Origin of the sequence: Bordetella bronchiseptica, from assembly GCF_900636925.1 — a bacterium.
Classification (GTDB): domain Bacteria; phylum Pseudomonadota; class Gammaproteobacteria; order Burkholderiales; family Burkholderiaceae_B; genus Bordetella; species Bordetella pertussis.
In genome coordinates this window covers 2004254-2029660 of sequence record NZ_LR134326.1, presented here as the reverse complement: position 1 = coordinate 2029660, position 25407 = coordinate 2004254, and the positions used below count along the sequence as shown (strand labels likewise).

The window sequence follows — 25407 nt, the reverse complement described above, 5'->3', positions numbered from 1 at the left end:
CGACCTAGGCGCGGCCGGCCTGCCGGCGCTGTACCGCCTGGGCCCAGCGGCGCGCCACCGACGGCGAGGTAGCGCAGGTGGCCGAGGCGGTCACCACGCGCACGGCCCGCTCCAGCAACTGGATATCGGCCTCGTGCTGGCGCGCCACGTGCGGGTCCTCGAAGAAGATCACGCGCTGGCACTGATGCTCCAGCACCAGTTCGGCGATCTGCGCGTCGCCGCCCAAGGGCCCGCTCAGGTAGCGGTGTACCCACGGGCGATCCTTGGGCCAGCCGCGCGACCAGGCCAGGTCATTGAGCAGACCGCCGGTCGTGCCGGTGGCCACGCGCCGCGCGAACTGCGACAGCAGGTCGAAATGCTCGGCGGCAAACGCCACCATCTCTTCCTTAAGCGCATCGTGGGAAATCAAGGCCAGGGTCTGGCCGGTGAAATCGAACAGCCGCGCCGCGGTGGCGTCCGGCGCCAGGCCGGCCAGCACCCGCTCGACCTCGATCCACTCGATGGCGCCCGCCAGCGTCGAGATGAACGGCCGGCCGTGCGTGATGCACTGGCGCTTGAATGCCAGCGCCTCGGGAAAGATCGACGACGGGTCCACCGGGTCGATCAGGTAGATGGCGCCATCGAACGGGGCGTCGCCATCGCGGCCCTCGGTCACGCGCGCCACCAGCTTCATCAGGCCGCCCTCGCGCCCATACGGATAGCGCACCAGTCCGCTGTAGCCCTGCAGCATGCCCTCGCGCACGATCGCATCGTGGGTGCGGCCCACCGTATGCAACTGGATGCCCATCTCGCGGATCGTGGCCGAGCAGGCGCGCAGCCAGGTAAACAGGGCCGCGTCGGGCGTTTCGTGGTGCAGGCGATTGGCGGCAAGGCCGAAGCGCAGGGAAGCAGTCGTCATGGGGCGATCGGTCCGGTTGAAAGCAAAATGCCAGGACCGATGATACCCCGGCCGCGCGGCCCCGAAACGACAAGGGCCCCGTCCATGACGGGGCCCTTGTCCGGGCGGCGCGCCGGCCGGCGGCTCAGTCCATTTCCTCGATCCAGGCCATCTGGATGGCCTCGAGGATCTTCTCGCCGCAATGCGCGGGATCATCGGCAAAACCCGGCAGGCCCAGCACCCACTCGCGCAACTGCGTGAAGCGCACGGTCTGCGGATCCGCGTCGGGGTGCGTATCGGCCAGGGCGGCGGCAATCTCGTAGATGTCGGTCCACTTCATCAGTGCTGCTCCTTGGCGTGGTTGATCGTGTATTTCGGGATTTCCACGGTCAGGTCTTCCTCGCCGATCAGCGCCTGGCACGACAGGCGCGACGTCGAGGTCAGGCCCCAGGCCTTGTCCAGCAGGTCCTCTTCGTCGTCGGTCGCGTCCTCGAGCGAATTGAAACCCTGGCGCACGACCACGTGGCAGGTGGTGCAGGCACAGGACAGCTCGCAAGCGTGTTCGATTTCGATATGGTTATCCAGCATCACCCGGCAGATCGACACGCCCTTGGGCGCGTCCTCGATGACGGCACCCTCCGGGCAGACGTCGGGGTGAGGCAATACAGTCAGTTTCGGCATGGTGTCCAGTCAGGCGAGTTCATCGAGTTTACGGCCGGCCAGCGCGGCGCGGATGCTGCGGTCCATGCGCCGCGCGGCGAATTCTTCTGTGGCATCCGACAGCGCCTGCACCGCGGCCCGAACGGCTTCGACGTCGTCGAGCGACTGCGCCTGCGCCGCCGCCTGCAGGCGCTGGTCCACGGTGGCGCGCTCGGCCGGATCCAGCAGGTCGCCATCGGCGGCCAGCGCCGCGCCCACCGACTCCACCAGCTGGCGCGCCTCGACCTGCTGCTCGCGCAGCATGCGCGCGCGCGCGTCGCTGTCGGCCTGGGTGACGCTATCGGCCAGCATGCGGGCAATCTCGTCATCGGACAGGCCGTACGAGGGCTTGACCGCTACCGCCGCCTCGACCCCGGTGCTCTGCTCACGCGCCGTCACGCTCAACAGGCCATCGGCATCGACCTGGAACGTGACGCGGATGCGCGCCGCGCCCGCCACCATGGGCGGAATGCCGCGCAGCTCGAAGCGCGCCAGCGAGCGGCAATCGGACACCAGATCGCGCTCGCCCTGCACCACATGCACGCTCATGGCGGTCTGGCCATCCTTGAAGGTGGTGAATTCCTGCGCGCGCGCCACGGGGATGGTGCTGTTGCGCGGAATGATGCGCTCGACCAGCCCGCCCATGGTTTCCAGGCCCAGCGACAGCGGAATGACATCCAGCAGCAGCCAGTCCTCGCCCGGCGCGCGGTTGCCCGCCAGCAGGTTGGCCTGCAGGGCGGCGCCCAGCGCCACCACCTGGTCGGGGTCCAGGTTGGTCAGCGGCTCGGTGCCGAACAGCGCGCCGACCTGCTGGCGCACCACCGGCATGCGGGTCGCCCCGCCCACCATCACCACGCCGCGCACGTCGCCGACCGCCAGTCCGGCATCGCGCAGGGCGCGCCGCGCGCTGTCCAGCGTGCGTCCGACCAGCGGCTCGGCCAGCTGCTCGAACTGCGCGCGGGTCAGCGTCGCCTGGATGGCGCGACCGTCTCGCAACGTCACCTCGAACGGCGCCTGCGCCTGGTCGGTCAGCGCCTCGCGCGCGGCGCGAGCGGCCACCAGCAACGCGCGCCGGTCGGCCACCGGCAATGCCGCCACGTCCTCGCCGGCGCAGGCATGGGCCACGATGGCGCTGTCGAAATCGTCCCCGCCCAGCGCCGTATCGCCACCCGTGGCAATCACTTCGAACACGCCCTGGGTCAGGCGCAGAATGGAAATATCGAACGTGCCGCCGCCCAGGTCATACACCGCGTAAATGCCTTCGGCGGCCTGGTCCAGCCCATAGGCGATGGCCGCCGCGGTCGGCTCGTTGAGCAGGCGCAGCACATTCAGGCCGGCCAGCCGCGCGGCATCGCGCGTGGCCTGGCGCTGCGCGTCGTCGAAATACGCCGGCACGGTGATCACCGCGCCCACCAGGTCGTCGCCCAGCACGTCTTCGGCGCGCTGGCGCAGCACGGCCAGGATCTGCGCCGAGACTTCGACCGGGCTGAGATCGCCCTGGACCGTGCGCAGGCGTACCATGCCGGGCGCGTCGACGAACTCGTACGGCGCGCCGCTGGCCACGGCGTCGGCCGCGCTGCGGCCCATGAAGCGCTTGACCGAGACGATGGTGTTCAGCGGATCGCGCGCCTGCTCCAGCAGGGCCTCGCGGCCGATTCGCACCGCGCCGCCGTCCAGGTAGCGCACGGCCGACGGCAGCAGGACCTGCCCTTGCGCGTCGGCCAGCACTTCGGGCACGCTGCTGCGCACCGCGGCCACCAGCGAATTGGTCGTGCCCAGGTCTATACCCACGGCCAGCTTGCGCTGGTGCGGGGCGGGCGAATCGCCCGGCTCGGAAATCTGCAATAAAGCCATGTTGTGCTTGAGAATCTCTGGTGCCTGGCGATGCCGGACGCGGCACCGCACAAGCGGGTCATCGGTTGCCGCGCATCGGGCCGGCCGCCGCCGCGTGGACGCGCCACGCGCCGCCGCCCCGAGCCAGGGCTATTGCATGGGTTGCGCCGCGCTCAGCTCCTGCGCCAGTTTTTCCACGAACATCCATTCGCGCACCTTGGTGCCGGCCTGCTGGTAGTCGCCGCGCTCGTCGATCAGCTCCGACAGCGTCTGCTGCATCCGCAGCCGCGCCTGTTCCAGCTCGGCGCGCAGGGCCGCGAAAGCGGCCGGATCGCGGCGCGCATCGTCGAGCATTTCGCGCCATTCCATCTGCTGCATCAGGAAAGCCGGATCCATCGCGGTATTGCTTTCGGTCTGCAGGTCCACGCCCGCCTGCTCGCACAGGTAGCGGGCGCGCAGCATGGGGTCGCGCAACTGCCGGTAGGCCTCGTTGGCGCGCGCCGCCCACTGCATGGCGACCCGGCGCTCGGCGGCGCTTGCCGTGGCATAACGATCGGGATGCACGCGCGCCGCCACGGCGCGCCAGGCCTGTTCGAGCTGGACCGGATCCAACGCAAACCGGGTCGGCAAGCCGAACAGGCTGAAATGGTCGTCTGCCGCCAAGACTACACCGTGAACGACTCGCCGCAGCCGCAGGTCGCCTTCTCGTTGGGGTTGCTGAACCTGAACCCTTCGTTCAGGCCCTCGCGCGCGTAATCCAGCTCGGTGCCGTCCAGGTACGCCAGGCTCTTGGGGTCGATGAAAACCTTGACCCCGAAGCTGTCGAACACCACGTCGTCAGCGGCCTGCTCGTCGACGTACTCCAGCTTGTAGGCCATGCCCGAGCAGCCGGTCGTGCGCACGCCCAGGCGCAGGCCGATGCCCTTGCCGCGCTTTTGCAGGTAGCGGCCGACGTGGTTGGCGGCCGATTGAGTCAGCGTAACCGCCATGTCAGTTCGCCGCGACGGCCTCGGGCGTCTCGGCCCCGTGCTTGGTCTTGTAGTCCTGCACGGCAGCCTTGATCGCGTCCTCGGCGAGGATCGAGCAGTGGATCTTCACGGGCGGCAGGGCCAGTTCTTCGGCGATCTGGGTGTTGCGGATGTTCATCGCCTCGTCCAGCGTCTTGCCCTTGACCCACTCCGTCACCAGCGAGCTGGAGGCGATCGCCGAGCCGCAGCCGTAGGTCTTGAAGCGCGCGTCCTCGATGACGCCGGCCTCGTTGACCTTGATCTGCAGCTTCATCACGTCGCCACAGGCGGGCGCGCCGACCATGCCGGTGCCGACCGAGTCGTCACCCTTGTCGAACGAGCCGACGTTGCGGGGGTTTTCGTAGTGATCCAGAACTTTGCTGCTGTAAGCCATGATGTTTCTCCACTATTTGGTCGGCGCGGGCGCTCAGTGCGCGGCCCACTGCACGGAATTCAGATCAATGCCTTCCTGGGCCATTTCCCACAACGGCGACATATCGCGCAGCTTGCCGACACGACTCTTGATCAGTTCGATCGTGAAGTCGATTTCCTGTTCGGTCGTGAAGCGGCCCAGGGTGAAGCGGATGGAGCTGTGCGCCAGCTCGTCGTTGCGGCCCAGCGCGCGCAGCACATAGGACGGCTCCAGGCTGGCCGACGTGCAGGCCGAACCGCTGGAAACGGCCAGCTCCTTGATCGCCATGATCAGAGACTCGCCCTCGACATAGTTGAAGCTGATGTTCAGGTTGTGCGGCACGCGGTGCTCCATGCTGCCGTTCACATACACTTCCTCGATCTGCGTCAGGCCGGCCAGCAGGCGGTCGCGCAGCATGCGCACGCGCTCGTTCTCGGTGCCCATTTCCTCGCGTGCCAGGCGGAACGCCTCGCCCATGCCGACGATCTGGTGCGTGGCCAGCGTGCCCGACCGGAAGCCCCGTTCGTGGCCGCCGCCGTGCATCTGCGCCTCGATGCGCACGCGCGGCTTGCGCCGCACATACAGCGCGCCGATGCCCTTGGGGCCGTACGTCTTGTGCGCCGAGAACGACATCAGGTCCACCTTCAGCTTCTGCAGGTCGATCTCGACCTTGCCGGTGGCCTGGGCCGCGTCCACGTGGAAGATGATGCCCTTCTCGCGGCAGATCTCGCCCAGCGCGGCGATGTCCTGGATGACGCCGATCTCGTTGTTGACCATCATCACCGACACCAGGATGGTATCCGGGCGCAGCGCAGCCTTGAACGCATCGAGGCTGAGCAGACCATCGTCCTGGACATCCAGGTAGGTCACTTCAAAGCCCTGGCGTTCGAGCTCCCGACAGGTATCCAGCACCGCCTTGTGTTCGGTCTTGACGGTAATGATGTGCTTGCCGCGCTCGGCGTAGAAATTCGCCGCGCCCTTGATGGCCAGGTTGTCCGACTCGGTGGCGCCGGAAGTCCAGACGATCTCGCGCGGATCGGCGTTGACCAGCTTGGCGACTTCCTCGCGGGCCTTCTCGACCGCGTCCTCGGCTTCCCAGCCAAAGGCGTGGCTGCGCGAGGCCGGATTGCCGAAACTCTCGTACAACCAGGGAATCATTTTCTCGACCACGCGCGGGTCGACCGGCGTGGTAGCCGAGTAGTCCAGGTAGATGGGGCGATTGCTCATGTTGTACTGCTCCTAACTTATGCGGTGGCGTTGGCGGCGACGGGCGTCGACCGGTTCACGCGCACGGCCGAACAGCCCTGCGCCTGGTTGGCCGCTTCCTGCAACTGGCGCACGCGCTGCTGATCGACGAGATCCTGCAGCGAGACCGAGTCCAGGTAGTCGACCATCTTGCGATTCAGCGTGGTCCACAGTTCGTGGGTCATGCACTTGCCCGGCTTGCCGTCGTTGCCGCTGGTGCAATCGCGCTTGCCGCCACAGCTGGTGGCGTCCAGGGGTTCGTCGACCGCGAAAATGATGTCGGCTACCGTGACATTGCGCGCCAGGCGCGCCAGCGAATAGCCGCCGCCGGGCCCGCGCACGCTGTCGACCAGCTCGTGGCGGCGCAACTTGCCGAACAGCTGTTCGAGGTAGGAGAGCGAGATATTCTGGCGCTGGCTGATCGCCGCGAGAGTGACCGGGCCGCTATGCTGCCGCATCGCCAAATCGATCATGGCCGTCACGGCGAAACGCCCTTTGGTAGTTAACCGCATGGTGTGTTTCCTGTGAATCCGGAAGAAAACCCGACGCATCGGGCGCTGGACCGGGCATCAATACCCGAGTAATTGGGTCAAGTATAGCAAATTCCCGAGTAAAACGCTAAGTATCTCGGTCGGAAAAAACCGCGCAGTCGCGCGGTTTTTTCATTTTGGGGTACGGACCCATTGCGGATCCCCCCACTTGCCCCAGCGCCGCGGACGGCGACGGATCAGGCCGCCTGGTATTGCGTGGCGCGCTTGCGCACCAGTTCCAGCACGCCCTGACAGGCGTCTTCCAGATAGTCGAGCACCTTGCCGAAACCCTCGGGGCCGCCATAATAGGGGTCGGGCACCGTGGCTTCCTCGAACTCGTTGGCAAACCGCATCAGCAGCATCAGCTTGTGCTGATAGGCCTTGGGGCACTGCTGCTGCAGGGCAGCCAGGTTGTCCCAATCCATGGCCAGGATCAGGTCGAATTCGCGGAAATCGTCCGCCGTCACCTGACGCGCTGCGCAGTGCGTGAGATCGTAGCCGCGCTTGCGGGCGGCGGCCTGGGCCCGGGCGTCAGGCGCCTCGCCAATGTGGAAGGCATGCGTGCCCGCGGAATCGACCCGCACGACATCGCCCATCCCGGCGTCATTCACCAGATGGCGGAAGACACCTTCTGCGCTCGGCGAGCGACAGATATTGCCCATGCAAACGAAAAGTACCTTGGTCATCATGGGTGTAAGTGTGCGGGAAAACCCGGAATATAGCAAGTATTTTTTGCAGTTTCACCATTCCGGAGCAGTGCCACGGAAAAATAATTTTTCCCTTTTAAATCATGCAATTAATTTGATTTTCAAGAAAATACATGAGGTTTTAGAGCGCCTTTTCACGACGAGTGTGTAACGCTTTTGCCGCTATGCCGCAAGAACGCGCCAGCCCGTTTGTAACGAGGGAATTTTCTCCACTAATTTCCGTCTTTCGCACGTTTAACCAGACTAACCTACGCCATCAAGCAGCAACCGACTCTTGAGAGCGTTGAGCGCATCGCGTGCCGCGGCGGCCTGCTCGAATTCCAGGTTGCGGGCGTGATCCATCATCAGCTTTTCCAGGCGCCGGATCTCGCGCGCCATGGCTTTCTCGTCGGTCAGCACCTCGGCGGGCACGGCGGATTCCAGCGCGTCATGGCCGGCCGGCGCCACCACCCCATCGATCAGTTCGCGCACGGCCTTGCTGACCCCGCGCGCGGTGATGCCGTGGTCGGTGTTGTGCTGGATCTGCTTGGCCCTGCGCCGCTCGGTCTCGTCGATGGCACGCCGCATCGAGTCGGTTATGCGGTCGGCGTAGAGAATGGCCCGGCCATTCAGGTTGCGGGCGGCCCGGCCTATCGTCTGTATCAGGCTGCGCTCGGATCGCAGGAAGCCTTCCTTGTCGGCATCCAGGATGGCCACCAGCGACACCTCGGGGATATCCAGGCCCTCGCGCAGCAGGTTGATGCCCACCAGCACGTCGAAGACGCCCAGCCGCAGGTCGCGGATGATTTCCACCCGTTCGACGGTATCGATGTCCGAATGCAGGTAGCGCACCCGCACTCCGTGCTCGGACAGGAAGTCGGTCAGGTCCTCGGCCATGCGCTTGGTCAGCGTCGTGACCAGCACGCGCTCCTGCAGCGCCGCCCGTTTGTGGATCTCGCCCAGCAGGTCGTCGACCTGGGTGTGCGCCGGACGCACCTCGACGATCGGATCGACCAGCCCGGTCGGCCGCACCACCTGCTCGACCACGTTATCGGCGTGCTCCTGCTCGTAGGCGGCCGGCGTGGCCGACACGAACACGCACTGGCGCATGCGCGCCTCGAACTCCTCCAGGCGCAGGGGCCGGTTGTCCAGCGCCGACGGCAGCCGGAAGCCGTACTGCACCAGGGTTTCCTTGCGCGAACGGTCGCCACGGTACATGCCGCCGAGCTGCCCGATGGTGACGTGGCTTTCGTCGATGAACATCAGCGCGTCGGCCGGCAGGTAATCGATCAGGGTGGGCGGCGGCTCGCCCGGCGCCGCGCCGGACAAGTGCCGCGAATAGTTCTCGATGCCCTTGCAAAAGCCCAGCTCCTGCAGCATTTCCAGATCGAAGCGGGTGCGCTGTTCGAGCCGCTGCGCCTCCACCAGCTTGCCGTCGGCGATCAGCTGGGCCAGCCGCTCGCGCAGTTCTTCCTTGATGGTCTCGATCGCGCGCAGCACGGTTTCGCGCGGCGTCACGTAGTGCGAGCCCGGGTATACCGTAAAGCGCGGCAGCTTCTGCCTCACGCGCCCGGTCAGGGGATCGAACAGCTCCAGCGACTCGATTTCGTCGTCGAACAGCGTCAGGCGCAGCGCGAGCTCGGGGCTTTCCGCCGGGAAGATGTCGATGGTCTCGCCGCGCACCCGGAAGACGCCGCGCGTGAAGTCCGCGTCGTTGCGGGTGTACTGCATGGCCACCAGCCGCGCCAGCACCTCGCGCCGGGAAATCCGGTCGCCGGTGCGCAGGATCAGGACCATGGCATGGTAGTCGCCCGGATTGCCGATACCGTAGATGCACGAGACGGTGCCCACGATGACCGTATCGCGGCGCTCCAGCAGGCTCTTGGTGGCCGACAGGCGCATCTGCTCGATGTGCTCGTTGATCGACGAATCCTTCTCGATGAAGAGGTCGCGGGTCGGCACGTAGGCTTCGGGCTGGTAATAGTCGTAGTACGACACGAAATACTCCACCGCGTTGCGGGGGAAGAATTCGCGCATTTCGGCGTACAGCTGGGCGGCCAGGGTCTTGTTGGGCGCAAGCACCAGGGCCGGACGGCCCAGGCGGGCGATCATGTTGGCCATGGTGTAGGTCTTGCCCGAGCCCGTCACGCCCAGCAGCGTCTGGAACATCAGGCCGTCCGAGACGCCCTCGGTCAACGCGTCGATCGCTCCCGGCTGGTCGCCCGCGGGAGGGTACGGCTGATAGAGGTGAAACGGGCTATCGGGGAATTCGACGAATCCAGGAGCGGTCATGATAGACTGTCTCTCAGGGTAAACCCCCCATTATCCACAGCCCTTCCTACCGCGTCCACCCACCCTTCCCTACACCCATGAGCACTCTTTTCGCTTCCGTCGAACTCGCGCCGCGCGACCCCATTCTTGGCCTGAACGAACAGTACAACGCCGATACCCGTCCCGGCAAAGTGAACCTGGGCGTGGGCGTGTACTACGACGACGAAGGCCGCATCCCGCTGCTTCAGGCCGTGCGCAAGGCCGAGGTGGCCCGCATCGAAGCCGCCGCCGCCCGCGGCTATCTGCCGATCGAAGGCATCGCGGGGTACAACAAGGGTGCGCAGGCGCTGCTGCTGGGCGCCGACTCGCCGCTGGCCGCCGAAGGCCGCGTGCTGACCGCGCAGGCCCTGGGCGGCACCGGCGCGCTGAAGATCGGCGCCGACTTCCTGCGCCAGCTGCTGCCGCAGTCCAAGGTCCTCATCAGCGACCCCAGCTGGGAAAACCACCGCGCCCTGTTCGAGCGCGCCGGCTTCCCGGTCGAGACCTACGCTTATTACGATGCCGCCACCCATGGCCTGAACTTCGAAGCCATGCTGGCCGCCCTGCAGGCCGCGCCCGAACAGACCATCGTGGTGCTGCACGCCTGCTGCCACAACCCGACCGGCGTCGATCCCACGCCGCAACAGTGGGAACAGATCGCCGCCGTGGTCAAGGCGCGCAACCTGGTGCCGTTCCTCGACATCGCCTACCAGGGCTTCGGCGAAGGCCTGGAGCAGGACGCCGCCGTGGTGCGCATGTTCGCCGCGCTCGACCTGACCATGTTCATCAGCTCGTCGTTCTCCAAGTCCTTCTCGCTGTATGGCGAGCGGGTCGGGGCCCTGACCGTGGTGGCCGGCAGCAAGGACGAGGCCGCCCGCGTGCTCAGCCAGCTCAAGCGCGTGATCCGCACCAACTACTCCAACCCGCCCACCCACGGCGGCACCGTGGTGTCCACGGTCCTGAACACACCCGAGCTGTTCGCGCTCTGGGAAAATGAACTGGCCGGCATGCGCGACCGCATCCGCCTGATGCGCAAGGAGCTGGTCGAGAAGATCAAGGCCCAGGGCGTGGCGCAGGACTTCAGCTTCGTGCTGGCGCAGCGCGGCATGTTCTCGTACTCGGGCCTGACCGCCGCCCAGGTCGATCGCCTGCGCGAAGAGCACGGCATCTACGCGGTCTCCAGCGGCCGCATCTGCGTGGCCGCGCTCAACAGCCGCAACATCGACGCGGTCGCGGCCGGCATCGCCGCGGTGCTGAAGTAGGCACGGCACGGCCGGCATCGAGAAGCGGAGCCCAAGGCTCCGCTTTTCTTTTGCGGCTTGCTTTTTTCCCGTGGGTCCTCCAGAATGGCGCTGTATATCCATACAGTCCGCAAAAGCGGGTCATCGCCATGGCCACCAAACTCACGGAACGCCAGCAGGAAATCCTCGATCTCATCCGCCAGACCGTGGCGCGCACCGGCTTTCCGCCCACCCGGGCCGAAATCGCCCAGGCGCTTGGCTTCCGGTCGCCCAACGCCGCCGAAGACCATCTCAAGGCGCTGGCGCGCAAGGGCGCGATCGAACTGACCGCTGGCGCCTCCCGCGGCATCCGTCTCAAGGTGCCGGACAGCGCAACGCCCTCGGCCCAGCTTACGCATCCGCTGCTGGCGCAGCTCGTGCTGCCGCTGGTGGGCCGCGTGGCGGCAGGCAGCCCCATCCTGGCCAGCGAGCACGTCGAGCGCGAGGTCGGCGTCGATCCCGGGCTGTTTGCCCAGACGCCCGACTACCTGCTGAAGGTGCGCGGCATGAGCATGCGCGACGCCGGCATCCTCGAAGGCGACTTGCTCGCCGTCAAGCGCGCCGCCGAGGCCCGCAACGGCCAGATCGTGGTGGCCCGCCTGGGCGACGAGGTCACGGTCAAGCGCCTGCAGCGCCAGAACGGCCGCATCGAGCTCCTGCCCGAGAACCCCGACTTTGCTCCCATCGTCGTGGCCAACACCGACGAATTCGCGCTCGAAGGCATCGCGGTCGGCCTGATCCGCACCCAGCCCCTGCACTGAGCCAACGGAGAAAGAAGCCCCCACGCTGCGCCCGCTACGCGGGCTTGCTGCCCCCCGAGGGGGCGGCGGCAAAAAAAACCGCGCGCCGGGTGTTCCGGCGCGCGGTGGCACGACGCGTTTGGCTTACCAGGCGTATCGATAGCCGACGTGAAAGCTCCACGGAATGGTCAAGCGGCTGCCCTTGCTGTACTCGTACGAAGCAAACAGGCTGCTGTGCCTGCCAAGCGCCGCGGCCACGCCCAAGTCGAGTTCGGCGCGCCCGCCCCGCAGTTTGACGTCATGGCCGATATCGTTGGTGCGCACCTTGCCCACGCCATCGAACTCCTGCAACCAGCTCAGCTTGGCGTACGGCTGCACCAGTTTGCCGTTGCCCAGATCCAGCTTGCGCCCCACCTGCAGGCCTGCCCGGCCCAGCAACGACTTGGTGCTTGCCACGTCGACGCGCACGCCATTGCTGGCCGTGTAGTCTGCCCCGCCCGAACGGAACAGCGCCACTTCGACCTGCGGTTCCACGAACCAGTCGCCGGCCCATGTGAAACGCCTGCCGGTCTCCAGCGACAGCCCGATGCCATTGGCGCGATACTTGCCCGTCACGCGCGCGCCGCGCTGGCCGTCGGCCTTGAAATCGTGCTCGTAGCGGTTCACCCGCACAATCCCGTCGAGGTAGAAGCCGCCGTCGCCGATATACGTCGCATAGGCGCCCACATGCAGGCTGTCGCTGTTGCCACGGGCGCTGTGCGCCAGCTTGCGGCGCGCACGGCTGTAGCCGGCCACCGCACCCACATGCCAGCGCCCCTCGGCCGCCGGCAAGGCCGTGTCGGCGCCAATCTCGATCCCGCCCACGGTCTGGGTGAACCTGTCCACCACCTGATTGTCCAGGCGTTGGCGTTGCGCGAACGAGCGTGCCCACACGCCGCCGGCTGCCGGCGTAAGCCGCAATTCACCCATGCGCTTGCTCAGGGCGTTCATCTCTGCCTGCCAGATACCTTGCGGCGCACTGGCCGTGCCCAGCACGGCCAGAACCGGTGCGGTCAAGATGCCGCTGCGGGGCATGTAAATCCCAGCGCCGGGGTTGCCGGCGGGCGGCAACGGCTGCGCGTGCGGCTCGTCCTGCGGCCGGGCTCCAGGCTGGGGGCCAGGCTGCCCCTGCGGACCAGGTTCCGCCTCAGATCCGGGTTCCACCCCAGGCCGGGGTTTCATCTCAGCTCCGGGCTTTGCATCGGGTTGGGGATTGGCATCGGGCGCGGGCAGGCCCTCCGGCCGCTGCTTGGACGCGTCGGGCCCCGCCTGAGGCGCCTCTTCGGGCGGCGAAGGCAACCGGCCGTCCTCGCTATCGACGGGAGCGCCGTCCAGCTCGGGACGCGGAATATCGATGTGGGTCCAGCCATCGTCAATCGCCGTGCCATCGAGATCTATCGTTGTCCAGCCGTTTTCATCATCGACGGGCCTGCCATCTTCCCCAATGGGGTGGCCGTCCAGGCCGGGCGGCGGCAGCACGATGTCGTTCAAGCCATCGTCGACGTCCCCACTCAGGTCTATCGTTGTCCAGCCGCTTTCATCGTCGACGGGCCAGCCATCTAACACGGGTATGCTGACGGCGGGCGCGTCCTGCGGCCCGGACGCAGCCATGGCACTCTGGGCCTGCGCCGGCGCCAGCCAGGCCGCCAGCGACAATGCGCCGCATACGCCGGGCCAAGCCAGGCGCCGCCGTGCCAGAGCCATTGATCGGGATCGGGATTTGCATGAGATAGATGAGTCTGAGGGCATGGGTAGAAGGGGGGTGACATCCATGCAGCACCGCCGGCAAGAAGCGCAGCCGCCGCAGGATTGCTATGCGCCGGGTGCATCACGATCTCGCCGCCACCCGGCCGAACAGTGCGGCGTGGGCGTAGTCTCGCCAACGCCACCTCCCCTGAAAGCCAGTGGTCAGATCTCCCTGATGTTGATTTTTCCTACCCCCCCCCCCCCCCCCCAACAACTACATGATGTAGTACCAATCCCGAAGATCGGTGGGGCAATACAACGTGGCCGCCGGCCACGCCGCGCTGAAGGCTCGCGCGCTTACTGTACCGGGGGAATGTGCGCGTCCTGCACCACCTTCTCCCACTTCCTGATTTCACTCTCGACGAAAGCGGAGAACTGCTGCGGCGTGCTGGATACCGATTCGACGCCCAGGGTAGCCAGTTTTTCGCTGACATCCGGCAAGGCAGCCACGCGGGCGATCTCCTTGGCCCAGGCCGCCGTGATATCCGCGGGAATGCCGGCCGGTCCCATGAACCCGACCCACGACGTCACGAAATAACCAGGATACTTTTCACCGATGGCAGGCACCTCGGGTAGCGACTTCAGCCGTTTCTCGCTTGCCACCGCGATGTACTTCAGCTTGCCCGCCTTGACCTGCGGGTCCATCAGGAAGACGGAGTCGAACGTCAGGTCGACCTCGCCCGCCACGCCGGCCATGACCGAGGGGCCGCTGCCCTTGTAGGGCACATGCACCATGTCGACGCCCGCGAGCGATTTGAACAGCTCGCCGCCCAGGTGGATGATCGTTCCGTTGCCCGACGACGAATAGGTCAGCGAGCCCGGCTTCTTCTTGAGCTGGCCGACGAGCTCGTCCATGCTGTTGACGGCCGTGCGAGGGTTGGCCGTGATCGCCAGCGGAATCATTCCCGCCATGCTGAGGTAGGTGAAATCCTTGAGCGTGTCGTAGGGCAGCGAACGGTACAGCGGCGCGTTGCTGGTAATGCTGGCCGTGCCGAGGACGACGGTATAGCCATCCGGCTCGGCCCTGGCGGCCTGGTTCAGGCCGATCGTCGTGCCGGCGCCCGGGCGATTCAGGACGATCACCGGGACGCCCCAGCTCTGGGAAATCTTCTCGGCGTAAAGACGCGCGATGGGATCGACGGCGCCGCCCGGCGGGTAGGGAACGATCAGGTTGATCGGCTTGCTGGGAAACGACGACGCGAACACCGCCGAGGAAAATGCACACAGGGCCAGCGTCACGATTTTGATCTTGGTCTTCACGGCTTATCCTCCTTGTTATCCTGTTTGTCCGCCACTACGGAAACGTCAGCGCGGCTTCCGTTTTCCGCAGCAGTTCGTCCTTGCCGATCCCTGGCGCCGATTCGCGTACGATGAAGGCATCGCCCGCGCATTCGAATATCCCCAGTTCCGTATAGACGCGCGTGACGGCGCTGACGGCCGTCAGCGGAAACGTGCACGACTTGACCAGCTTCGAGGCGCCTGTCTTGTCCTGGTGGCGCATCATGACCAGGACATTCCTGGCCCCCACCGCCAGGTCCATTGCCCCGCCCACGCCACCGCCGCCCTTTTGCCCCGGCACCTTCCAGTTGGCGATGTCCCCGCCCGAGGACACCTGCAGCCCGCCAAGGACGGAGTAGTCCAGCCGCCCGCCGCGGATCAGCGAAAACGAGTCCGCATGGTGCACGATGGAAGCGCCCGCGATGAGCGTGGCGTGCTTCTTGGCGGCATTGACGATGTCCGGGTCTTCCTGCCCGGGCGCGGGCACCGGACCGAGGCCGATGATGCCGTTCTCCGAGTGGAAGAAAATGGTCTTGCCTTCCGGTATATGGTTGGCAACCAGGATGGGCAAGCCGATTCCCAGGTTGACGATGGCATGTTCGGGCAAATCCACCGCTATCCGGGCGGCGATCTCATCATTCGACCAACCCTTACTCATCTCGCACCTCCACTATCCGGTCGACGAATACGCCGGGCGTATGGACGTCGTCGGGATCGATACTGCCGACGGGAACCATCTGCTTGGCCTCGGCGATGGTCGTGCGCGCCGCCATGGCCATGATGGGATTGAAAGTCCGGCTGGCGCGGCGATACCGGAGGTTGCCGTAGGCATCGGCGACGTGCGCCTTGATGAAGGCGAAATCGCCTGGCAGGGCTTCCTCGAAGACATATCCCTTGCCCTTGAACATCCGGCACTCCTTGCCCTGCGCCAGCTCGGTGCCGTAGCCGGTGGGCGTGAAGAACCCGGCCAGGCCGGCGCCCGCCGCGCGGATGCGTTCGGCCAGCGTGCCCTGCGGCACCAGTTCCAGGTCCACCAGTCCTTCCTGGTACGCGGCGAAATAATGGTGCGAATCCGGCTGCGACGGAAAAGAAGCGATCAGGCGCGAAACCTGGCGGTTCCTGAACAGCCGCGACAACCCCAGTTCGCCCGTCCCGGCATTGTTGGAGACGATGGTGAGGTCCTTGACCGAGGTTCGCGCCAGCGCATGCAACAGTTCGAACGGCAAGCCGATGTCCCCGAAGCCGCTGATCAGGATTGTTGCGCCACTTTCCACGACACTGACCGCCTCGTCGGCGGACTCGCAGGTCTTGTTGAGCATGCCTACCCCGTTTACCTGGTTGAAATGCGTTGATGTGCCGGCGGTCATAGCCCGCGCACGAACTGCACCGCCCCGTCCCCGCTACCCATCAATGCCGCGCCGACCACTTGGTGCCAATAGGCTTCCGAGCCGTGCGCCAGCCGCCAGCCATGCAGCCGGCGCGTGTAGAGCTGCAGGTCGTATTCCTCGGTTACGCCGATGGCGCCGTGCACGGCATGCGCGGTGTTCGCCGCCAGGGCCGCGGCTTCGCTGGCGCGCGCCTTGGCGATGGCCGCCGGCAGCAGGGCCGGTTGCGCCAGGCCGGCGCGAAACGCGGCCGCCGTGGCGATACGCGCGGCGGCGACATGCTCGGCCATGACCGCCAACTGATGCTGAACGGCCTGGAACTTGCCGATGGAGCGGCCGAACTGCGTGCGGTCGTTGCCATACTGCAGGCTCATCTCGAAGCAGCGAGTCATCGCGCCCGTCAGCAGCGCGGCATGCAGCGCCGCCCCCCAGGCCGCCAGACGGCCCGGCGCGCCGCCCGCGTCGTCGAGCCGGCGCACGGCATCCTGGCGCACGCCGGCGTCCCAGCTCAGGTCGGCGGTCGGCTCGCCATGCAGGCCGCAGTCGCGCCGCTGCGCCGCCCGCGCATCCAGCAGGCACAGCGCGCCATCCAGCTCGCCCAGCACCGGCCCCGCCAGCATGCCGTAGGGCACGCGCGGCGCGCGCAGCGCTCCGTCCGGCCCGGTACGCAAAACGGGCGCGAAGCTGGGCAGTCCGCCGGGCACCTCCATGCCGGCCGGCAGCAGCGTGCGCAGCGCAATCGCCTGGCCCACCGGAAGCGGCACCGCATAAGCGCCCAGCGCCGTGAACAAGGGCAAGGCGTCGGCCAGATCGGCCGCGGCGCCGCCAGCCTGCTCGGGCGCCATGAGATCCAGGAAACCTGATTGCACGATGGCATTCCACAGGGCCTGGACATCGCCGCCGGCCTCGATGGCGCGCACCACCGCCGGCTCGCACCGGCCCTTCAGCAAATCTTCAAAAGCGTCGCTATACATTGCGGTTCTGCTCCATCGCCTTCAACGCAGGCCCAGGCCGCGCGCGATCATGCCGCGCAGGATCTCGCGCGTGCCGCCCCGCAGCGAGTAAGTGGGACACAGCTGGTTCACATAGGCGCAGGTGCGCAGCAATTCGGCGTCGATATCGGCGCCCGGATCCGAGCCCAGCGCCGCCTCGATGGCAGCCGGTATTTCCTGTTCGAAGGTGGTGCCCAGTTCCTTGACCAGGGCGGCCTCCACGACCGGGCTCTCGCCGGCGGCAAGCCGGGCGGTCACCGACAGCGACAAATTGCGCAACGCCGCCAGGTGGGTGGCGTAACGGCCGACCGCCGCCGTCTGCGAGACGTCGCCACGGCCGCGCAGCCATTGGATCCACCCGTCCAGCAGCACCATGCTGGAATAAATGCGCTCGGGGCCGCTGCGCTCGAATGCCAGCTCGGCGGTGACCTGTTCCCAGCCACTGCCCTCCTGGCCAATGAGCGCCTCGTCGGACAGCTGCACATCGTCGAAAAACACTTCCGAAAAGTGCGCGTCGCCCGCCAGGTCGGAGATCGGCCGTACCGTGACACCGGGCAACGACAGATCGACAATGAATTGCGACAGGCCCTGATTGCGGTCCTGCGGCGTGCCGGAGGTGCGCACCAGCGCGATCATGTAATGGCAATGCTGGGCGTTGGTGGTCCAGATCTTGCGCCCCGAAAGCGTCCAGCCGCCGTCTGCGCGGCGCGTGGCCCGCGTCCCCACGCTGGCCAGGTCCGAGCCGGAATTCGGTTCGCTCATGCCGATGCAGAAGAAGGCTTCGCCGCGGCAAATGCGCGGCAGATAGAAGCTGCGCTGCGCCTCGCTGCCGAACTTGCGGATCTGGGGACCGCTTTGCCGATCGGCGATCCAGTGGGCCGACACCGGCGCCCCGGCGCACAGCAGCTCCTCGATCAGGACGAAGCGCGAGAACGCGTCCATCTCGGCGCCGCCATACGCGCGCGGCAACGTCACGCCGACCCAGCCGCGCGCCGCCAGCTTGCGGCTGAAGCCGGCGTCAAAGCCCATCCACGAACGCGCGCGCCGGTCGGCCGGCAGCGGCGGCAATTCGGCCTTGAGAAAGGCCTGGACGTCCTGGCGAAACGCCTGCGCCCGCGCCGGCAGTTCGGCGAGTTCGAATCGGTCTATCAGTGCGCTCACGATCACAGCCCGATGGTGTAGCCGCCGTTGACCGACAGGTGCTGTCCGGTCACGTAGGAAGCCGCGTCCGAAAGCAGGAAGCACACGGGGCGCACCACCTCATCGGCCTCGCCCCAACGGCCCAACGGAATCTGGCTGAGATACGTGTCGCGAAATTTCTCGCCGCGTATGGTCTCGGTCATGGGCGTCTCGACGACGCCGAAACCGACGGTATTGGTCCGGATGCCGTACCGGGCCCATTCGCGCGCCGCGCACATGGTCAGGCCCAGCACCCCGGCCTTGGCGGCGCCGTAGTTGATCTGTCCGATGGTGCCGCGCCGGCCGGCGTCGGAAGAAATGTTCACGATCGCCCCCGCGCCATCGCCGCCCGCCTTGGCGCGGCCCAGCAAATGCCTGCCCAGCGCCTGCAGGAAATAGAACGACCCGGACAGATGCACGTCGATGACCTGCTGCCAGTCGCTGATCGACATCTTGTCGATCATGGCGGTACGGGTCACGCCGGCGTTGTTGACCAGCCCGTTGACGCCGCCAAAGGCCGTCACGCCCGCATCCACCGCCTGCTGCGCCAGCGATGGATCGGCCACGTTGCCGGCCACCGTGACGCAGCGTTCGTGGCCCAGCGCCTCGCGCAGGGCAGCCAGCGCGTCGGCGTTCAGGTCGACCGCCACGACGCGACCACCCAGTTCCGCGATGGCGCTGGCAAGCGCCCGTCCGATGCCCTGCCCCGCCCCGGTCACGATGACCTGGCGGTTCTCCAGCGTCAAAAGTTTGTCCTGCATGGCTGTCTCCTTCATGAGTGCTCAGATCGTTTCCTCGGTGCCCAGTATCAGCGTGGCCTGGCTGGAGAGCTCGCCGCCGTTGCCGTGCGCCAGCGCCAGCCGGGCCTGCGCAACCTGGCGTTCGCCGGCCGCGCCGGCCAGCTGCTGGGCCGCCTCCACCATCGTGAACAGGCCATACATGCCGGGATGCACGCACGACAGCCCGCCGCCGTTGGTATTGACGGGCAGCGCCCCGCCGGGCGCGATGCGGCCGTCCTCGACGAAGGCGCCGCCCTCGCCCTTGGCGCAGAAGCCCAGGTCTTCGAGAAACAGGATGGTGTTCAGGGTGAAGGCGTCGTAGAGCTCCAGCACGTCGATGTCGGCCGGCGTCACGCCCGCCTGCGCCATGGCGCGCGGGCCGCTGAGCGAGGCGGCGGTCACCGTCAGGTCCGGCATGTTGGTGATGTCCTTGTGCCAGGCCGCGGCGGCCCCGCCCAGCAGATAGGCCGGCCGCGCCGCCAGGTCCCGGGCGCGATCGGCGCGCACCATCACCACGGCGGCGGCGCCATCGGTGACCAGGCAGCAGTCGCGCACCGAGAACGGGTCGCATACCAGGCGCGACGCCAGGTATTCGTCCATGGTCAGCGGGGCGCGCATGTAGGCCTCGGGATTCTTCTGCGCCCACTGCCGCGCCGCCAGCGCCACGGCGCCCAGCTGCTCTTTCTTCAGTCCATACTGGGCCGCGTAGCGCGACGCCGCCAGCGCGTATGCCCCCACCGGGCGCGCCAGCTTGTATGCCCCCTCGTAGGGAGATGGACGCATCGAGCTGACCAGCTTGCCCGCCCCGCTGCGCTGGTTGCTGCCGTACGCGATGAGCGCCACGTCGCACAGGCCCGCCTCCAGCGCCAGGGCGGCGTGAATCGCGTGGGTCAGGAAGGACGAACCGCCGGTGCGGTTGTTGTCGGTCAGGCGCGGCGAGATGCCGAGGTACTCCGTGAAACTCAGGCCCGACACGAAATCGTCGGGCAGGCCGATGAACAGGCCATCGACATCGGCGGGCGTCAAGCCCACGCTGTCGAGCGCCTGCACGCTGGCGCGCACCGCCAGGTCCAGCGACGACAGACCCGGCGACTCGCCGATGCCATAGGTGGCGCAAGCCACGATCGCGGTCTTGCCGCGCGGAAAGCGCTCCTGGATCATTGTGCCGCCCTCCCCTGGCCGATGCCGGCATCGGACGGGCCGGCCGGTTCGAATACCACCAGCGGCTCGCCGGCGTCGTCGCGGATGATGCGCGCGCGCACCGCCATCCCGACCTGCACGTCCTCGGGCCCGATGCCCTCGACGCGGCTCATCATGCGCGGGCCTTCCTCGAGTTCGACCAGGCAGACGTTGTAAGGCGCGGCCGGCGGGCGCACCCGCATGACCGTGGTGGCATAGACCGTGCCCCGGCCCGAGGCCGCCACCCACTCCAGGTCCTGCGCGCCGGTGCGCGGCGCGGCCACGCGCGGGTAGAACACGTATTCGCCGCTGCTGCGCGAACGCTGGATCATGAAGCGGCCGTCGGCCAGATGCGCGAAATACTCCTGCTGCGGCAGCAGCGCGGATGCGGCTTGGGGATGCTCGGTCATTGTTGCTCCTGGGGCCATTGGTACAGCGGCGCCTGCTTGTCGAGGAAACGACGCGCCGCCTCTTGATGAAAAGCGCTTTCGCGGCACAGCGCCTGCGCCAGCGCTTCCTGCATGTAAACGGTACGGCGGTCGGACTCGAACGCGTGGTTCATCACCGACTTGACGATGCCCAGCGCGCCCGCCGGCGCCTGCTCGAAGCGCCCGGCCAGCTCGAGGGCGGCATCGAGCACCGGCCGGTCGTCGACCAACTGGTGCGCGATACCCATCTCCAGCGCCTCGGGCGCGCCCACCACCCGGGCCGAAAATGCCAGCGCCTTGGCGCGCGCCAGGCCCACCGCCCGTGGCAGCAAATACATGCCGCCCAGGTCCGGCACATACCCCAGACGCGCGAACACGGCGCAGAAGGTCGCGCGTGGCGAGGCCAGGACGAAATCGGCGGCCAGCGCCAACGACAGGCCCGCGCCGAAGGCCACGCCGTCGACGGCGGCAATGACCGGTTTCTCCAGGTCCACCAGGTCGTCGAACCAGCGCTGCATGCTCAGGATGCGGTTGCGGCCTTCGAAGACGTCGGCATTGCCCTGCCCGGCCGCAATCGCGCGGATATCGCCGCCGGCGCAAAAATGCCCGCCGGCGCCGGTCAGCACCACCGCGCGCACCGTCGCATCGTCGCGGATCTCGGGCAGCGCCTTGGCCAGGGCGTTGCGCAAATCCATGTCGAGCGCGTTGCGCGCGGCCGGCCGGTTCAAGGTCAGCACGGCGCAGGCGCCGACGCGGGAAATTTCCAGTACAGACATGATCACTCCCGCCGCGCGCTCAATAACGCAGTTGCATCAGCCACTCGGCCACCATCGCCGGCCGCTCGGCGCCCGCCACGCGCACGTCGACCTCCCACAGGCACCGCGCTTCGTCCGGCCCCAGGTCGTCGACCCGCGCCAACCGGAAGCTGCCGACCAGGGCCGAACCGCTGGGCACCGGCGCGGGAAACCGCACCTTGTCGAAGCCGTAGTTCAGCGCCAGCTTGCGGCCGGGAAACTCGAACAGCTGGTGGTACCACCCCGTGATCAACGAAAGCGTGAGCAAGCCGTGGGCAATGGTGGTGCCGAACGGCGACTCGGCGGCGGCCCGGACCGGGTCCACATGGATCCACTGCCTGTCGTGCACGACGTCGCCGAACGTATCGATGGCGGACTGATCGACGACGATGGGCTGGCCCACGGCCGCCGGCTGTCCGGCAAAGGCCTTGAGGGCCGCGATGGAATCGAAGCTGATTTTTTTCATGGCATCAATCCGCCCGTACGCCGAGCGACTTGGCCAACGGCACCCACTGTTTGCGCTCGGCATCGATGAAGCGGGCGAAATCCTGCTGCGAGCCCGGCATGGGCTGCGCACCGATGCGGCGCAGCTTGTCGATCAGTTCCTGCTTTTGCAGTGCCTGGTTGATCGCCTTGTTCATCGCGCCGATGGACGAATCGGGCGTGCCGGCGCGCGCCATCACGCCGAACCACGCCGCGGCCTCCAGGCCGGGATAACCCAGTTCCTTCGCGGTGGGCACGTCGCGCAGCTGCGGAAAGCGCTGATCGTCCAGGATCGCCAGCGGCACGATGCGGCCCGACTCGGCCTGGGCCATGCACGACGGCAAGGCGTCGAACATGATGTCGATGTTCCCGCCCATCAGGCTGGTGATGGCGGGCGCGCTGCCCTTGAACGGCACGTGCGTCACCTTGAAGCCCATCTGGCTGGCGGCGTACTCGCCCGCCAGGTGGGTGATGTTGCCGCTGCTGGCCGAGCCCATGGTCAGCTTGCCGGCCTCGCGCTTGCCCAGCTCGGCCAGGGCCTTCACGTCGGCGGTGCCCAGGTCCTTGCGCGTCACCAGCAGGAGCGGCGCCTTGCCCATGCCGGCGACGGGAACGAAATCCTTGGCGGGGTCATAGGACATCTTTTCATAGATGGCCTGATTGATGACGATGGGTGCGTTGGAGCCCACGAAGAAGGTCGCGCCGTCCGGCGCCGCCTGCAGGACGGATTCGGCGGCGATCATTCCGCCCGCGCCGCCCTTGTTCTCGATGACGATGGGCGTGCCCAGGATGGCGCCGGCATCGTTGGCCACCAGCCGGGCAATCTGATCGGCGGCGCCGCCCGCCGGGTAAGGCACCACCAGCCGGATCGACGAGGGTTTGGCCTGGGCGTGCGCGCCCGCGGCGCAGACCGCCAACGCGGCCGCCAGGGCCGCGCGGATGAAGGTGTGTCGCAGCATACTGTCTCCTTTTTTCTTTGGTGAAACACGGGAAAACCGCCGGATCGCGGCGATGGCGCGCGGGCTCAGATCGCGCCCCGCGCCCGCAATTCGGCAATGCGCGCCGGCGCCAGGCCAAGCCGCTGGGCCAGCACACTGTCGGTGTGCTCGCCCAGCAACGGGGCGGAGCGGCCGTACTGGATCGGGGTGTCGGACAGGCGTATGGGGCTGGCCACCGCAGGCGCCTGCACGCCGGCGCTGTGCGGCAACGACAAACGCATGCCGCGATGCTGCACGTGCGGGTCTTCGAACATCTGCTGCATGTTGTAGATGGGGCCGCAAGGCACATTGGCGGCTTCCATGAGCGCGACCCACTCCTGCATGGTGCGCGCCAGCATGGCCTGGGCAATTTCGGGAATGAGCGTGTCGCGGTTGCGGTTGCGCTGTCCGGGCGTGGCGTAGCGCTCGTCCGTGGCCAGGTCGTCGCGCTCGATCAGCTTGCACAGGGCGCGGTACTGGCCATCGTTGCCCACCGCCACGATGACATCGCCCTCTTTGCAGCGGAATACCTGGTACGGCACCATGTTCGAGTGGGCATTGCCCATGCGCCGCGGAATCTTGCCCGACAGGAAGTGGTTGATGGCCTGATACGAGCTGATGCTGACCACGCAATCGAGCAAGGACATATCGACATGCTGCCCCGTCCCGCTGACGTGCCGGCGCTCCAGCGCGGCCAGGATGGCGGTCGTGGCATACATGCCCGTCAGCAAGTCGCTGATGGCAATGCCGACCTTCATGGGCTCGTCGCCCGGCGTGCCTTCCGGCTGGCCGGTAATGCTCATCAACCCGCCCATGCCCTGGAAGACGAAGTCATAGCCCGGCAGCGAGGCGTAGGGACCGTCCTGGCCGAAGCCCGTGATCGAGCAATACACCAGCCGGGGGTTGATCGCTTTCAGGCTTTCGTAGTCCAGGCCGTAGCGCGCCAGGGTCCCGACCTTGTAGTTTTCCACCACCACGTCGGCCGTGGCGGCCAGGTCGCGGATCAGGGCCTGGCCGTCCGGGTGCGCCAGGTCCACCGTGATGGATTTCTTGCCGCGGTTGGCGGCCAGGAAATACGACGAATCGGCGGTCTCGTTCCCCTCGCTGTCCTTCAGGAACGGCGGCCCCCAGGCGCGGGTGTCATCGCCCACCCGCGGGCGTTCGACCTTGACCACCTCCGCGCCCATGTCCGCCAGCGTCTGGGTCGCCCAGGGGCCGGCCAGGATGCGGGTCAAGTCCAGGACCTTGATGTGTCCGAGCGCCGTGTCCATGTCTGTGTCGCCTCCATGATTCGTTGGCGCTCATCTTAGGAACGGCATCCCATCCAAGTCTAATATTATTTCAATCAAATTTGATATACGTTGCATATCAAATATCTGGCGGTCTACACTGCTATCCGCTGATTTCTGCTGATCACGGGAACTACTCGCATGCCATCTAGGTATCAACTCAGCCAAAGTGATATTGAGTACGCGTCGCCCACCCCGAAGGGGCTCCCATGACCGATCCGACCATACCGGCCGGCGCGGGCGACGCGCCCGCCGACCCCATGCTGGACTTGCGGCGGGTACGCCAATTCGTGACCCTGGGCGAGACGCTGAATTTCCGGCGCGCCGCCGACCGGCTGCACATGACCCAGCCGCCGCTGACCGTGGCCATCCAGAAACTCGAGGCCGAGCTCGGCACCCGCCTGTTCGAGCGCGGGGGCTCGGGCGGCGTCTCGCTCACCCCAGGCGGGCATGCGGCCCTGGCCGAGGCGCGCCGGCTGCTGTTTCATAACGCCCAGTTGCTGGCGGCGGCGCGCGCCGCCTCCTCGGGCACCGGCGGCGCCCTGAAAGTGGGCTTCGTGGGCTCCACGACCAACGGCGTGCTGCAGCGCATCGTGCGACTGTTCCGCGCCGAGTATCCTGGCGTCGAGCTGGTGCTGAAGGAAGGCACCTCGGTGCGCATCGCCGAGCGCGTCGACAGCGGCGATCTCGACGTCGGGCTGGTGCGCACGCCGCTGTTGACGCCGTCGCGCGCGCGCCTGGCGCCGCTGCTGGCCGAAGATTTCGTCGCGGCCCTGCCGCTGGGCAATCCGCTGGCGCAGAAGGCCGACATCAGGATGGAAGAACTGGCGACCGAATCGTTCGTGTTCTATTCCCGCGAAGACGCCGCCGGCCTGCACGCCACGGCCATGCTGGCCTGCCAACGGGCCGGCTTCCTGCCCCGGGTCACGCAAGAGGCCACGCAGGTGCAGACCGTGCTGTCGCTGGTCGAAAGCGGCCTGGGCGTGGCGCTGGTGCCGGCGGTCATGCAATACAACCCCAGCCCGCGCGTGGCCTACCGGGCCATCGCCGACGTCTCGCCGGCGGCCGAAATCGGCCTGGCCCTGCTGCTGCCCGAGCCATCCAGCGCCGCGGCGCAGCGCTTTCGCGAAGTCGCGCTGCATTGCTTCGGCGACGACTGAACCCGCCCCCGCCGGCCACGCATTGCCAGGCTGGAACCGCCGAACCCGCGGATAGCCGAAAAAAAACCGGGCCCGGATGA

Annotated in this window: 27 protein-coding genes; 3 read left to right on the top strand and 24 right to left on the bottom strand. The window is 67.1% G+C overall.

The annotated features are described in order from the left end of the window. Positions 1 to 4: 4 nt before the first annotated feature. The 11 genes from EL288_RS09495 to uvrB all read right to left on the bottom strand — a co-directional run bounded on the left by EL288_RS09495 (position 5) and on the right by uvrB (position 9581). Complete coding sequence (locus tag EL288_RS09495; protein ID WP_033459220.1) at positions 5 to 898, bottom strand: methylglyoxal synthase; 894 nt, start codon at positions 896 to 898, stop codon at positions 5 to 7. 124 nt (positions 899 to 1022) lie between these two features. Further along, the gene (gene iscX, locus EL288_RS09490; protein WP_003812452.1) at positions 1023 to 1217 is read right to left on the bottom strand and encodes a Fe-S cluster assembly protein IscX; all 195 of its coding nucleotides are present in this window, start codon (positions 1215 to 1217) and stop codon (positions 1023 to 1025) included. Then, positions 1217 to 1558, bottom strand: a complete 342-nt coding sequence (fdx, locus tag EL288_RS09485) for an ISC system 2Fe-2S type ferredoxin (protein ID WP_003812453.1) — start codon at positions 1556 to 1558, stop codon at positions 1217 to 1219. The genes iscX and fdx overlap by 1 nt, the downstream gene beginning before the upstream one ends. A 9-nt stretch (positions 1559 to 1567) precedes the next feature. Further along, positions 1568 to 3430 (bottom strand): Fe-S protein assembly chaperone HscA, encoded by a 1863-nt coding sequence (gene hscA, locus EL288_RS09480; RefSeq protein ID WP_010926439.1) that lies wholly within the window; start codon positions 3428 to 3430, stop codon positions 1568 to 1570. Between the two features lie 129 nt (positions 3431 to 3559). Then, positions 3560 to 4072 carry a Fe-S protein assembly co-chaperone HscB gene (gene hscB / locus EL288_RS09475; protein ID WP_003812456.1) on the bottom strand — a complete coding sequence of 171 codons (513 nt, stop codon included), beginning with the start codon at positions 4070 to 4072 and terminating at the stop codon, positions 3560 to 3562. Positions 4073 to 4074: 2 nt separating this feature from the next. Next, the gene (gene iscA / locus EL288_RS09470; RefSeq protein ID WP_003812458.1) at positions 4075 to 4398 is read right to left on the bottom strand and encodes an iron-sulfur cluster assembly protein IscA; all 324 of its coding nucleotides are present in this window, start codon (positions 4396 to 4398) and stop codon (positions 4075 to 4077) included. A gap of 1 nt (position 4399) precedes the next feature. Further along, positions 4400 to 4810, bottom strand: coding sequence for a Fe-S cluster assembly scaffold IscU (gene iscU, locus EL288_RS09465; RefSeq protein WP_003812460.1), 411 nt, complete (start codon positions 4808 to 4810; stop codon positions 4400 to 4402). Positions 4811 to 4843: 33 nt separating this feature from the next. Then, a complete protein-coding gene (locus EL288_RS09460) occupies positions 4844 to 6055 on the bottom strand; it encodes an IscS subfamily cysteine desulfurase (protein WP_003812462.1) in 1212 nt (403 codons plus the stop codon). A 17-nt stretch (positions 6056 to 6072) separates the two neighbouring features. Further along, positions 6073 to 6585, bottom strand: a complete 513-nt coding sequence (gene iscR, locus EL288_RS09455; protein ID WP_003812463.1) for a Fe-S cluster assembly transcriptional regulator IscR — start codon at positions 6583 to 6585, stop codon at positions 6073 to 6075. Between the two features lie 215 nt (positions 6586 to 6800). Then, positions 6801 to 7292, bottom strand: coding sequence for a low molecular weight protein-tyrosine-phosphatase (locus EL288_RS09450; RefSeq protein WP_003812465.1), 492 nt, complete (start codon positions 7290 to 7292; stop codon positions 6801 to 6803). A gap of 261 nt (positions 7293 to 7553) precedes the next feature. Beyond that, positions 7554 to 9581: an excinuclease ABC subunit UvrB gene (gene uvrB, locus EL288_RS09445; protein ID WP_003812466.1), complete on the bottom strand. Its 2028-nt coding sequence runs from the start codon at positions 9579 to 9581 to the stop codon at positions 7554 to 7556. A 77-nt stretch (positions 9582 to 9658) separates the two neighbouring features. Between uvrB and EL288_RS09440 the strand changes: the two genes are divergently transcribed. Together EL288_RS09440 and lexA are read left to right on the top strand one after the other, a co-directional pair. Next, positions 9659 to 10861 (top strand): amino acid aminotransferase, encoded by a 1203-nt coding sequence (locus EL288_RS09440; RefSeq protein ID WP_003816819.1) that lies wholly within the window; start codon positions 9659 to 9661, stop codon positions 10859 to 10861. Positions 10862 to 10989: 128 nt separating this feature from the next. After that, entirely contained in the window at positions 10990 to 11640 is a 651-nt protein-coding gene (lexA, locus tag EL288_RS09435) for a transcriptional repressor LexA (RefSeq protein WP_010930566.1), read from the top strand. A gap of 123 nt (positions 11641 to 11763) precedes the next feature. Here the strand turns inward: lexA and EL288_RS09430 are convergent, their stop codons facing one another. The 13 genes from EL288_RS09430 to EL288_RS09370 form a co-directional block, all read right to left on the bottom strand. After that, the gene (locus EL288_RS09430) at positions 11764 to 13431 is read right to left on the bottom strand and encodes a BP1793/BB2270 family autotransporter (protein ID WP_080707685.1); all 1668 of its coding nucleotides are present in this window, start codon (positions 13429 to 13431) and stop codon (positions 11764 to 11766) included. 270 nt (positions 13432 to 13701) lie between these two features. Then, positions 13702 to 14664 carry a tripartite tricarboxylate transporter substrate binding protein gene (locus tag EL288_RS09425; RefSeq protein WP_010926437.1) on the bottom strand — a complete coding sequence of 321 codons (963 nt, stop codon included), beginning with the start codon at positions 14662 to 14664 and terminating at the stop codon, positions 13702 to 13704. Positions 14665 to 14698: 34 nt separating this feature from the next. Next, on the bottom strand, positions 14699 to 15340 hold the full coding sequence (locus EL288_RS09420) for a 3-oxoacid CoA-transferase subunit B (RefSeq protein WP_003812478.1): 642 nt from the start codon (positions 15338 to 15340) through the stop codon (positions 14699 to 14701). After that, the gene (locus EL288_RS09415; RefSeq protein ID WP_033448623.1) at positions 15333 to 16001 is read right to left on the bottom strand and encodes a 3-oxoacid CoA-transferase subunit A; all 669 of its coding nucleotides are present in this window, start codon (positions 15999 to 16001) and stop codon (positions 15333 to 15335) included. The genes EL288_RS09420 and EL288_RS09415 overlap by 8 nt, the downstream gene beginning before the upstream one ends. A gap of 44 nt (positions 16002 to 16045) precedes the next feature. After that, a complete protein-coding gene (locus EL288_RS09410) occupies positions 16046 to 17041 on the bottom strand; it encodes an acyl-CoA dehydrogenase family protein (protein ID WP_003812482.1) in 996 nt (331 codons plus the stop codon). Positions 17042 to 17062: 21 nt separating this feature from the next. Next, positions 17063 to 18220 (bottom strand): acyl-CoA dehydrogenase family protein, encoded by a 1158-nt coding sequence (locus EL288_RS09405; protein ID WP_033458437.1) that lies wholly within the window; start codon positions 18218 to 18220, stop codon positions 17063 to 17065. Between the two features lie 2 nt (positions 18221 to 18222). Next, positions 18223 to 18999: an SDR family NAD(P)-dependent oxidoreductase gene (locus tag EL288_RS09400; RefSeq protein ID WP_033448626.1), complete on the bottom strand. Its 777-nt coding sequence runs from the start codon at positions 18997 to 18999 to the stop codon at positions 18223 to 18225. A gap of 21 nt (positions 19000 to 19020) precedes the next feature. Further along, the gene (locus tag EL288_RS09395) at positions 19021 to 20178 is read right to left on the bottom strand and encodes a thiolase (protein WP_003812489.1); all 1158 of its coding nucleotides are present in this window, start codon (positions 20176 to 20178) and stop codon (positions 19021 to 19023) included. Then, the gene (locus tag EL288_RS09390; RefSeq protein ID WP_003812491.1) at positions 20175 to 20606 is read right to left on the bottom strand and encodes a Zn-ribbon domain-containing OB-fold protein; all 432 of its coding nucleotides are present in this window, start codon (positions 20604 to 20606) and stop codon (positions 20175 to 20177) included. Before EL288_RS09390 ends, EL288_RS09395 begins: the two co-directional genes overlap by 4 nt. Further along, positions 20603 to 21406 (bottom strand): enoyl-CoA hydratase/isomerase family protein, encoded by an 804-nt coding sequence (locus tag EL288_RS09385; RefSeq protein WP_003812493.1) that lies wholly within the window; start codon positions 21404 to 21406, stop codon positions 20603 to 20605. Before EL288_RS09385 ends, EL288_RS09390 begins: the two co-directional genes overlap by 4 nt. Positions 21407 to 21419: 13 nt before the next feature. Next, positions 21420 to 21884 carry a MaoC family dehydratase gene (locus EL288_RS09380; RefSeq protein WP_003812496.1) on the bottom strand — a complete coding sequence of 155 codons (465 nt, stop codon included), beginning with the start codon at positions 21882 to 21884 and terminating at the stop codon, positions 21420 to 21422. 4 nt (positions 21885 to 21888) lie between these two features. Continuing rightward, the gene (locus EL288_RS09375) at positions 21889 to 22860 is read right to left on the bottom strand and encodes a Bug family tripartite tricarboxylate transporter substrate binding protein (RefSeq protein ID WP_003812498.1); all 972 of its coding nucleotides are present in this window, start codon (positions 22858 to 22860) and stop codon (positions 21889 to 21891) included. A 65-nt stretch (positions 22861 to 22925) separates the two neighbouring features. Further along, positions 22926 to 24149 carry a CaiB/BaiF CoA transferase family protein gene (locus EL288_RS09370; protein WP_003812500.1) on the bottom strand — a complete coding sequence of 408 codons (1224 nt, stop codon included), beginning with the start codon at positions 24147 to 24149 and terminating at the stop codon, positions 22926 to 22928. 278 nt (positions 24150 to 24427) lie between these two features. Here EL288_RS09370 and EL288_RS09365 point away from each other — a divergent pair, with 278 nt between their 5' ends. After that, a complete protein-coding gene (locus EL288_RS09365; protein WP_349303756.1) occupies positions 24428 to 25327 on the top strand; it encodes a LysR family transcriptional regulator in 900 nt (299 codons plus the stop codon). Positions 25328 to 25407 lie beyond the last annotated feature (80 nt).

Excerpts from the sequence above, each read along its gene's own strand:
- EL288_RS09460 (WP_003812462.1), bottom strand. The coding sequence starts at position 6,055 with ATGAGCAATCGCCCCATCTACCTGGACTACTCGGCTACCACGCCGGTC.
- hscA (WP_010926439.1), bottom strand. The coding sequence starts at position 3,430 with ATGGCTTTATTGCAGATTTCCGAGCCGGGCGATTCGCCCGCCCCGCAC.
- EL288_RS09395 (WP_003812489.1), bottom strand. The coding sequence starts at position 20,178 with ATGATCCAGGAGCGCTTTCCGCGCGGCAAGACCGCGATCGTGGCTTGC.
- iscA (WP_003812458.1), bottom strand. The coding sequence starts at position 4,398 with ATGGCGGTTACGCTGACTCAATCGGCCGCCAACCACGTCGGCCGCTAC.
- uvrB (WP_003812466.1), bottom strand. The coding sequence starts at position 9,581 with ATGACCGCTCCTGGATTCGTCGAATTCCCCGATAGCCCGTTTCACCTC.
- iscX (WP_003812452.1), bottom strand. The coding sequence starts at position 1,217 with ATGAAGTGGACCGACATCTACGAGATTGCCGCCGCCCTGGCCGATACG.
- EL288_RS09380 (WP_003812496.1), bottom strand. The coding sequence starts at position 21,884 with ATGAAAAAAATCAGCTTCGATTCCATCGCGGCCCTCAAGGCCTTTGCC.
- lexA (WP_010930566.1), top strand. The coding sequence starts at position 10,990 with ATGGCCACCAAACTCACGGAACGCCAGCAGGAAATCCTCGATCTCATC.
- iscU (WP_003812460.1), bottom strand. The coding sequence starts at position 4,810 with ATGGCTTACAGCAGCAAAGTTCTGGATCACTACGAAAACCCCCGCAAC.
- EL288_RS09375 (WP_003812498.1), bottom strand. The coding sequence starts at position 22,860 with ATGCTGCGACACACCTTCATCCGCGCGGCCCTGGCGGCCGCGTTGGCG.
- EL288_RS09495 (WP_033459220.1), bottom strand. The coding sequence starts at position 898 with ATGACGACTGCTTCCCTGCGCTTCGGCCTTGCCGCCAATCGCCTGCAC.
- EL288_RS09410 (WP_003812482.1), bottom strand. The coding sequence starts at position 17,041 with ATGTATAGCGACGCTTTTGAAGATTTGCTGAAGGGCCGGTGCGAGCCG.
- EL288_RS09370 (WP_003812500.1), bottom strand. The coding sequence starts at position 24,149 with ATGGACACGGCGCTCGGACACATCAAGGTCCTGGACTTGACCCGCATC.
- EL288_RS09365 (WP_349303756.1), top strand. The coding sequence starts at position 24,428 with ATGCTGGACTTGCGGCGGGTACGCCAATTCGTGACCCTGGGCGAGACG.
- fdx (WP_003812453.1), bottom strand. The coding sequence starts at position 1,558 with ATGCCGAAACTGACTGTATTGCCTCACCCCGACGTCTGCCCGGAGGGT.
- EL288_RS09390 (WP_003812491.1), bottom strand. The coding sequence starts at position 20,606 with ATGACCGAGCATCCCCAAGCCGCATCCGCGCTGCTGCCGCAGCAGGAG.
- EL288_RS09415 (WP_033448623.1), bottom strand. The coding sequence starts at position 16,001 with ATGCTCAACAAGACCTGCGAGTCCGCCGACGAGGCGGTCAGTGTCGTG.
- EL288_RS09450 (WP_003812465.1), bottom strand. The coding sequence starts at position 7,292 with ATGATGACCAAGGTACTTTTCGTTTGCATGGGCAATATCTGTCGCTCG.
- EL288_RS09400 (WP_033448626.1), bottom strand. The coding sequence starts at position 18,999 with ATGCAGGACAAACTTTTGACGCTGGAGAACCGCCAGGTCATCGTGACC.
- EL288_RS09430 (WP_080707685.1), bottom strand. The coding sequence starts at position 13,431 with ATGGATGTCACCCCCCTTCTACCCATGCCCTCAGACTCATCTATCTCA.
- EL288_RS09440 (WP_003816819.1), top strand. The coding sequence starts at position 9,659 with ATGAGCACTCTTTTCGCTTCCGTCGAACTCGCGCCGCGCGACCCCATT.
- iscR (WP_003812463.1), bottom strand. The coding sequence starts at position 6,585 with ATGCGGTTAACTACCAAAGGGCGTTTCGCCGTGACGGCCATGATCGAT.
- EL288_RS09420 (WP_003812478.1), bottom strand. The coding sequence starts at position 15,340 with ATGAGTAAGGGTTGGTCGAATGATGAGATCGCCGCCCGGATAGCGGTG.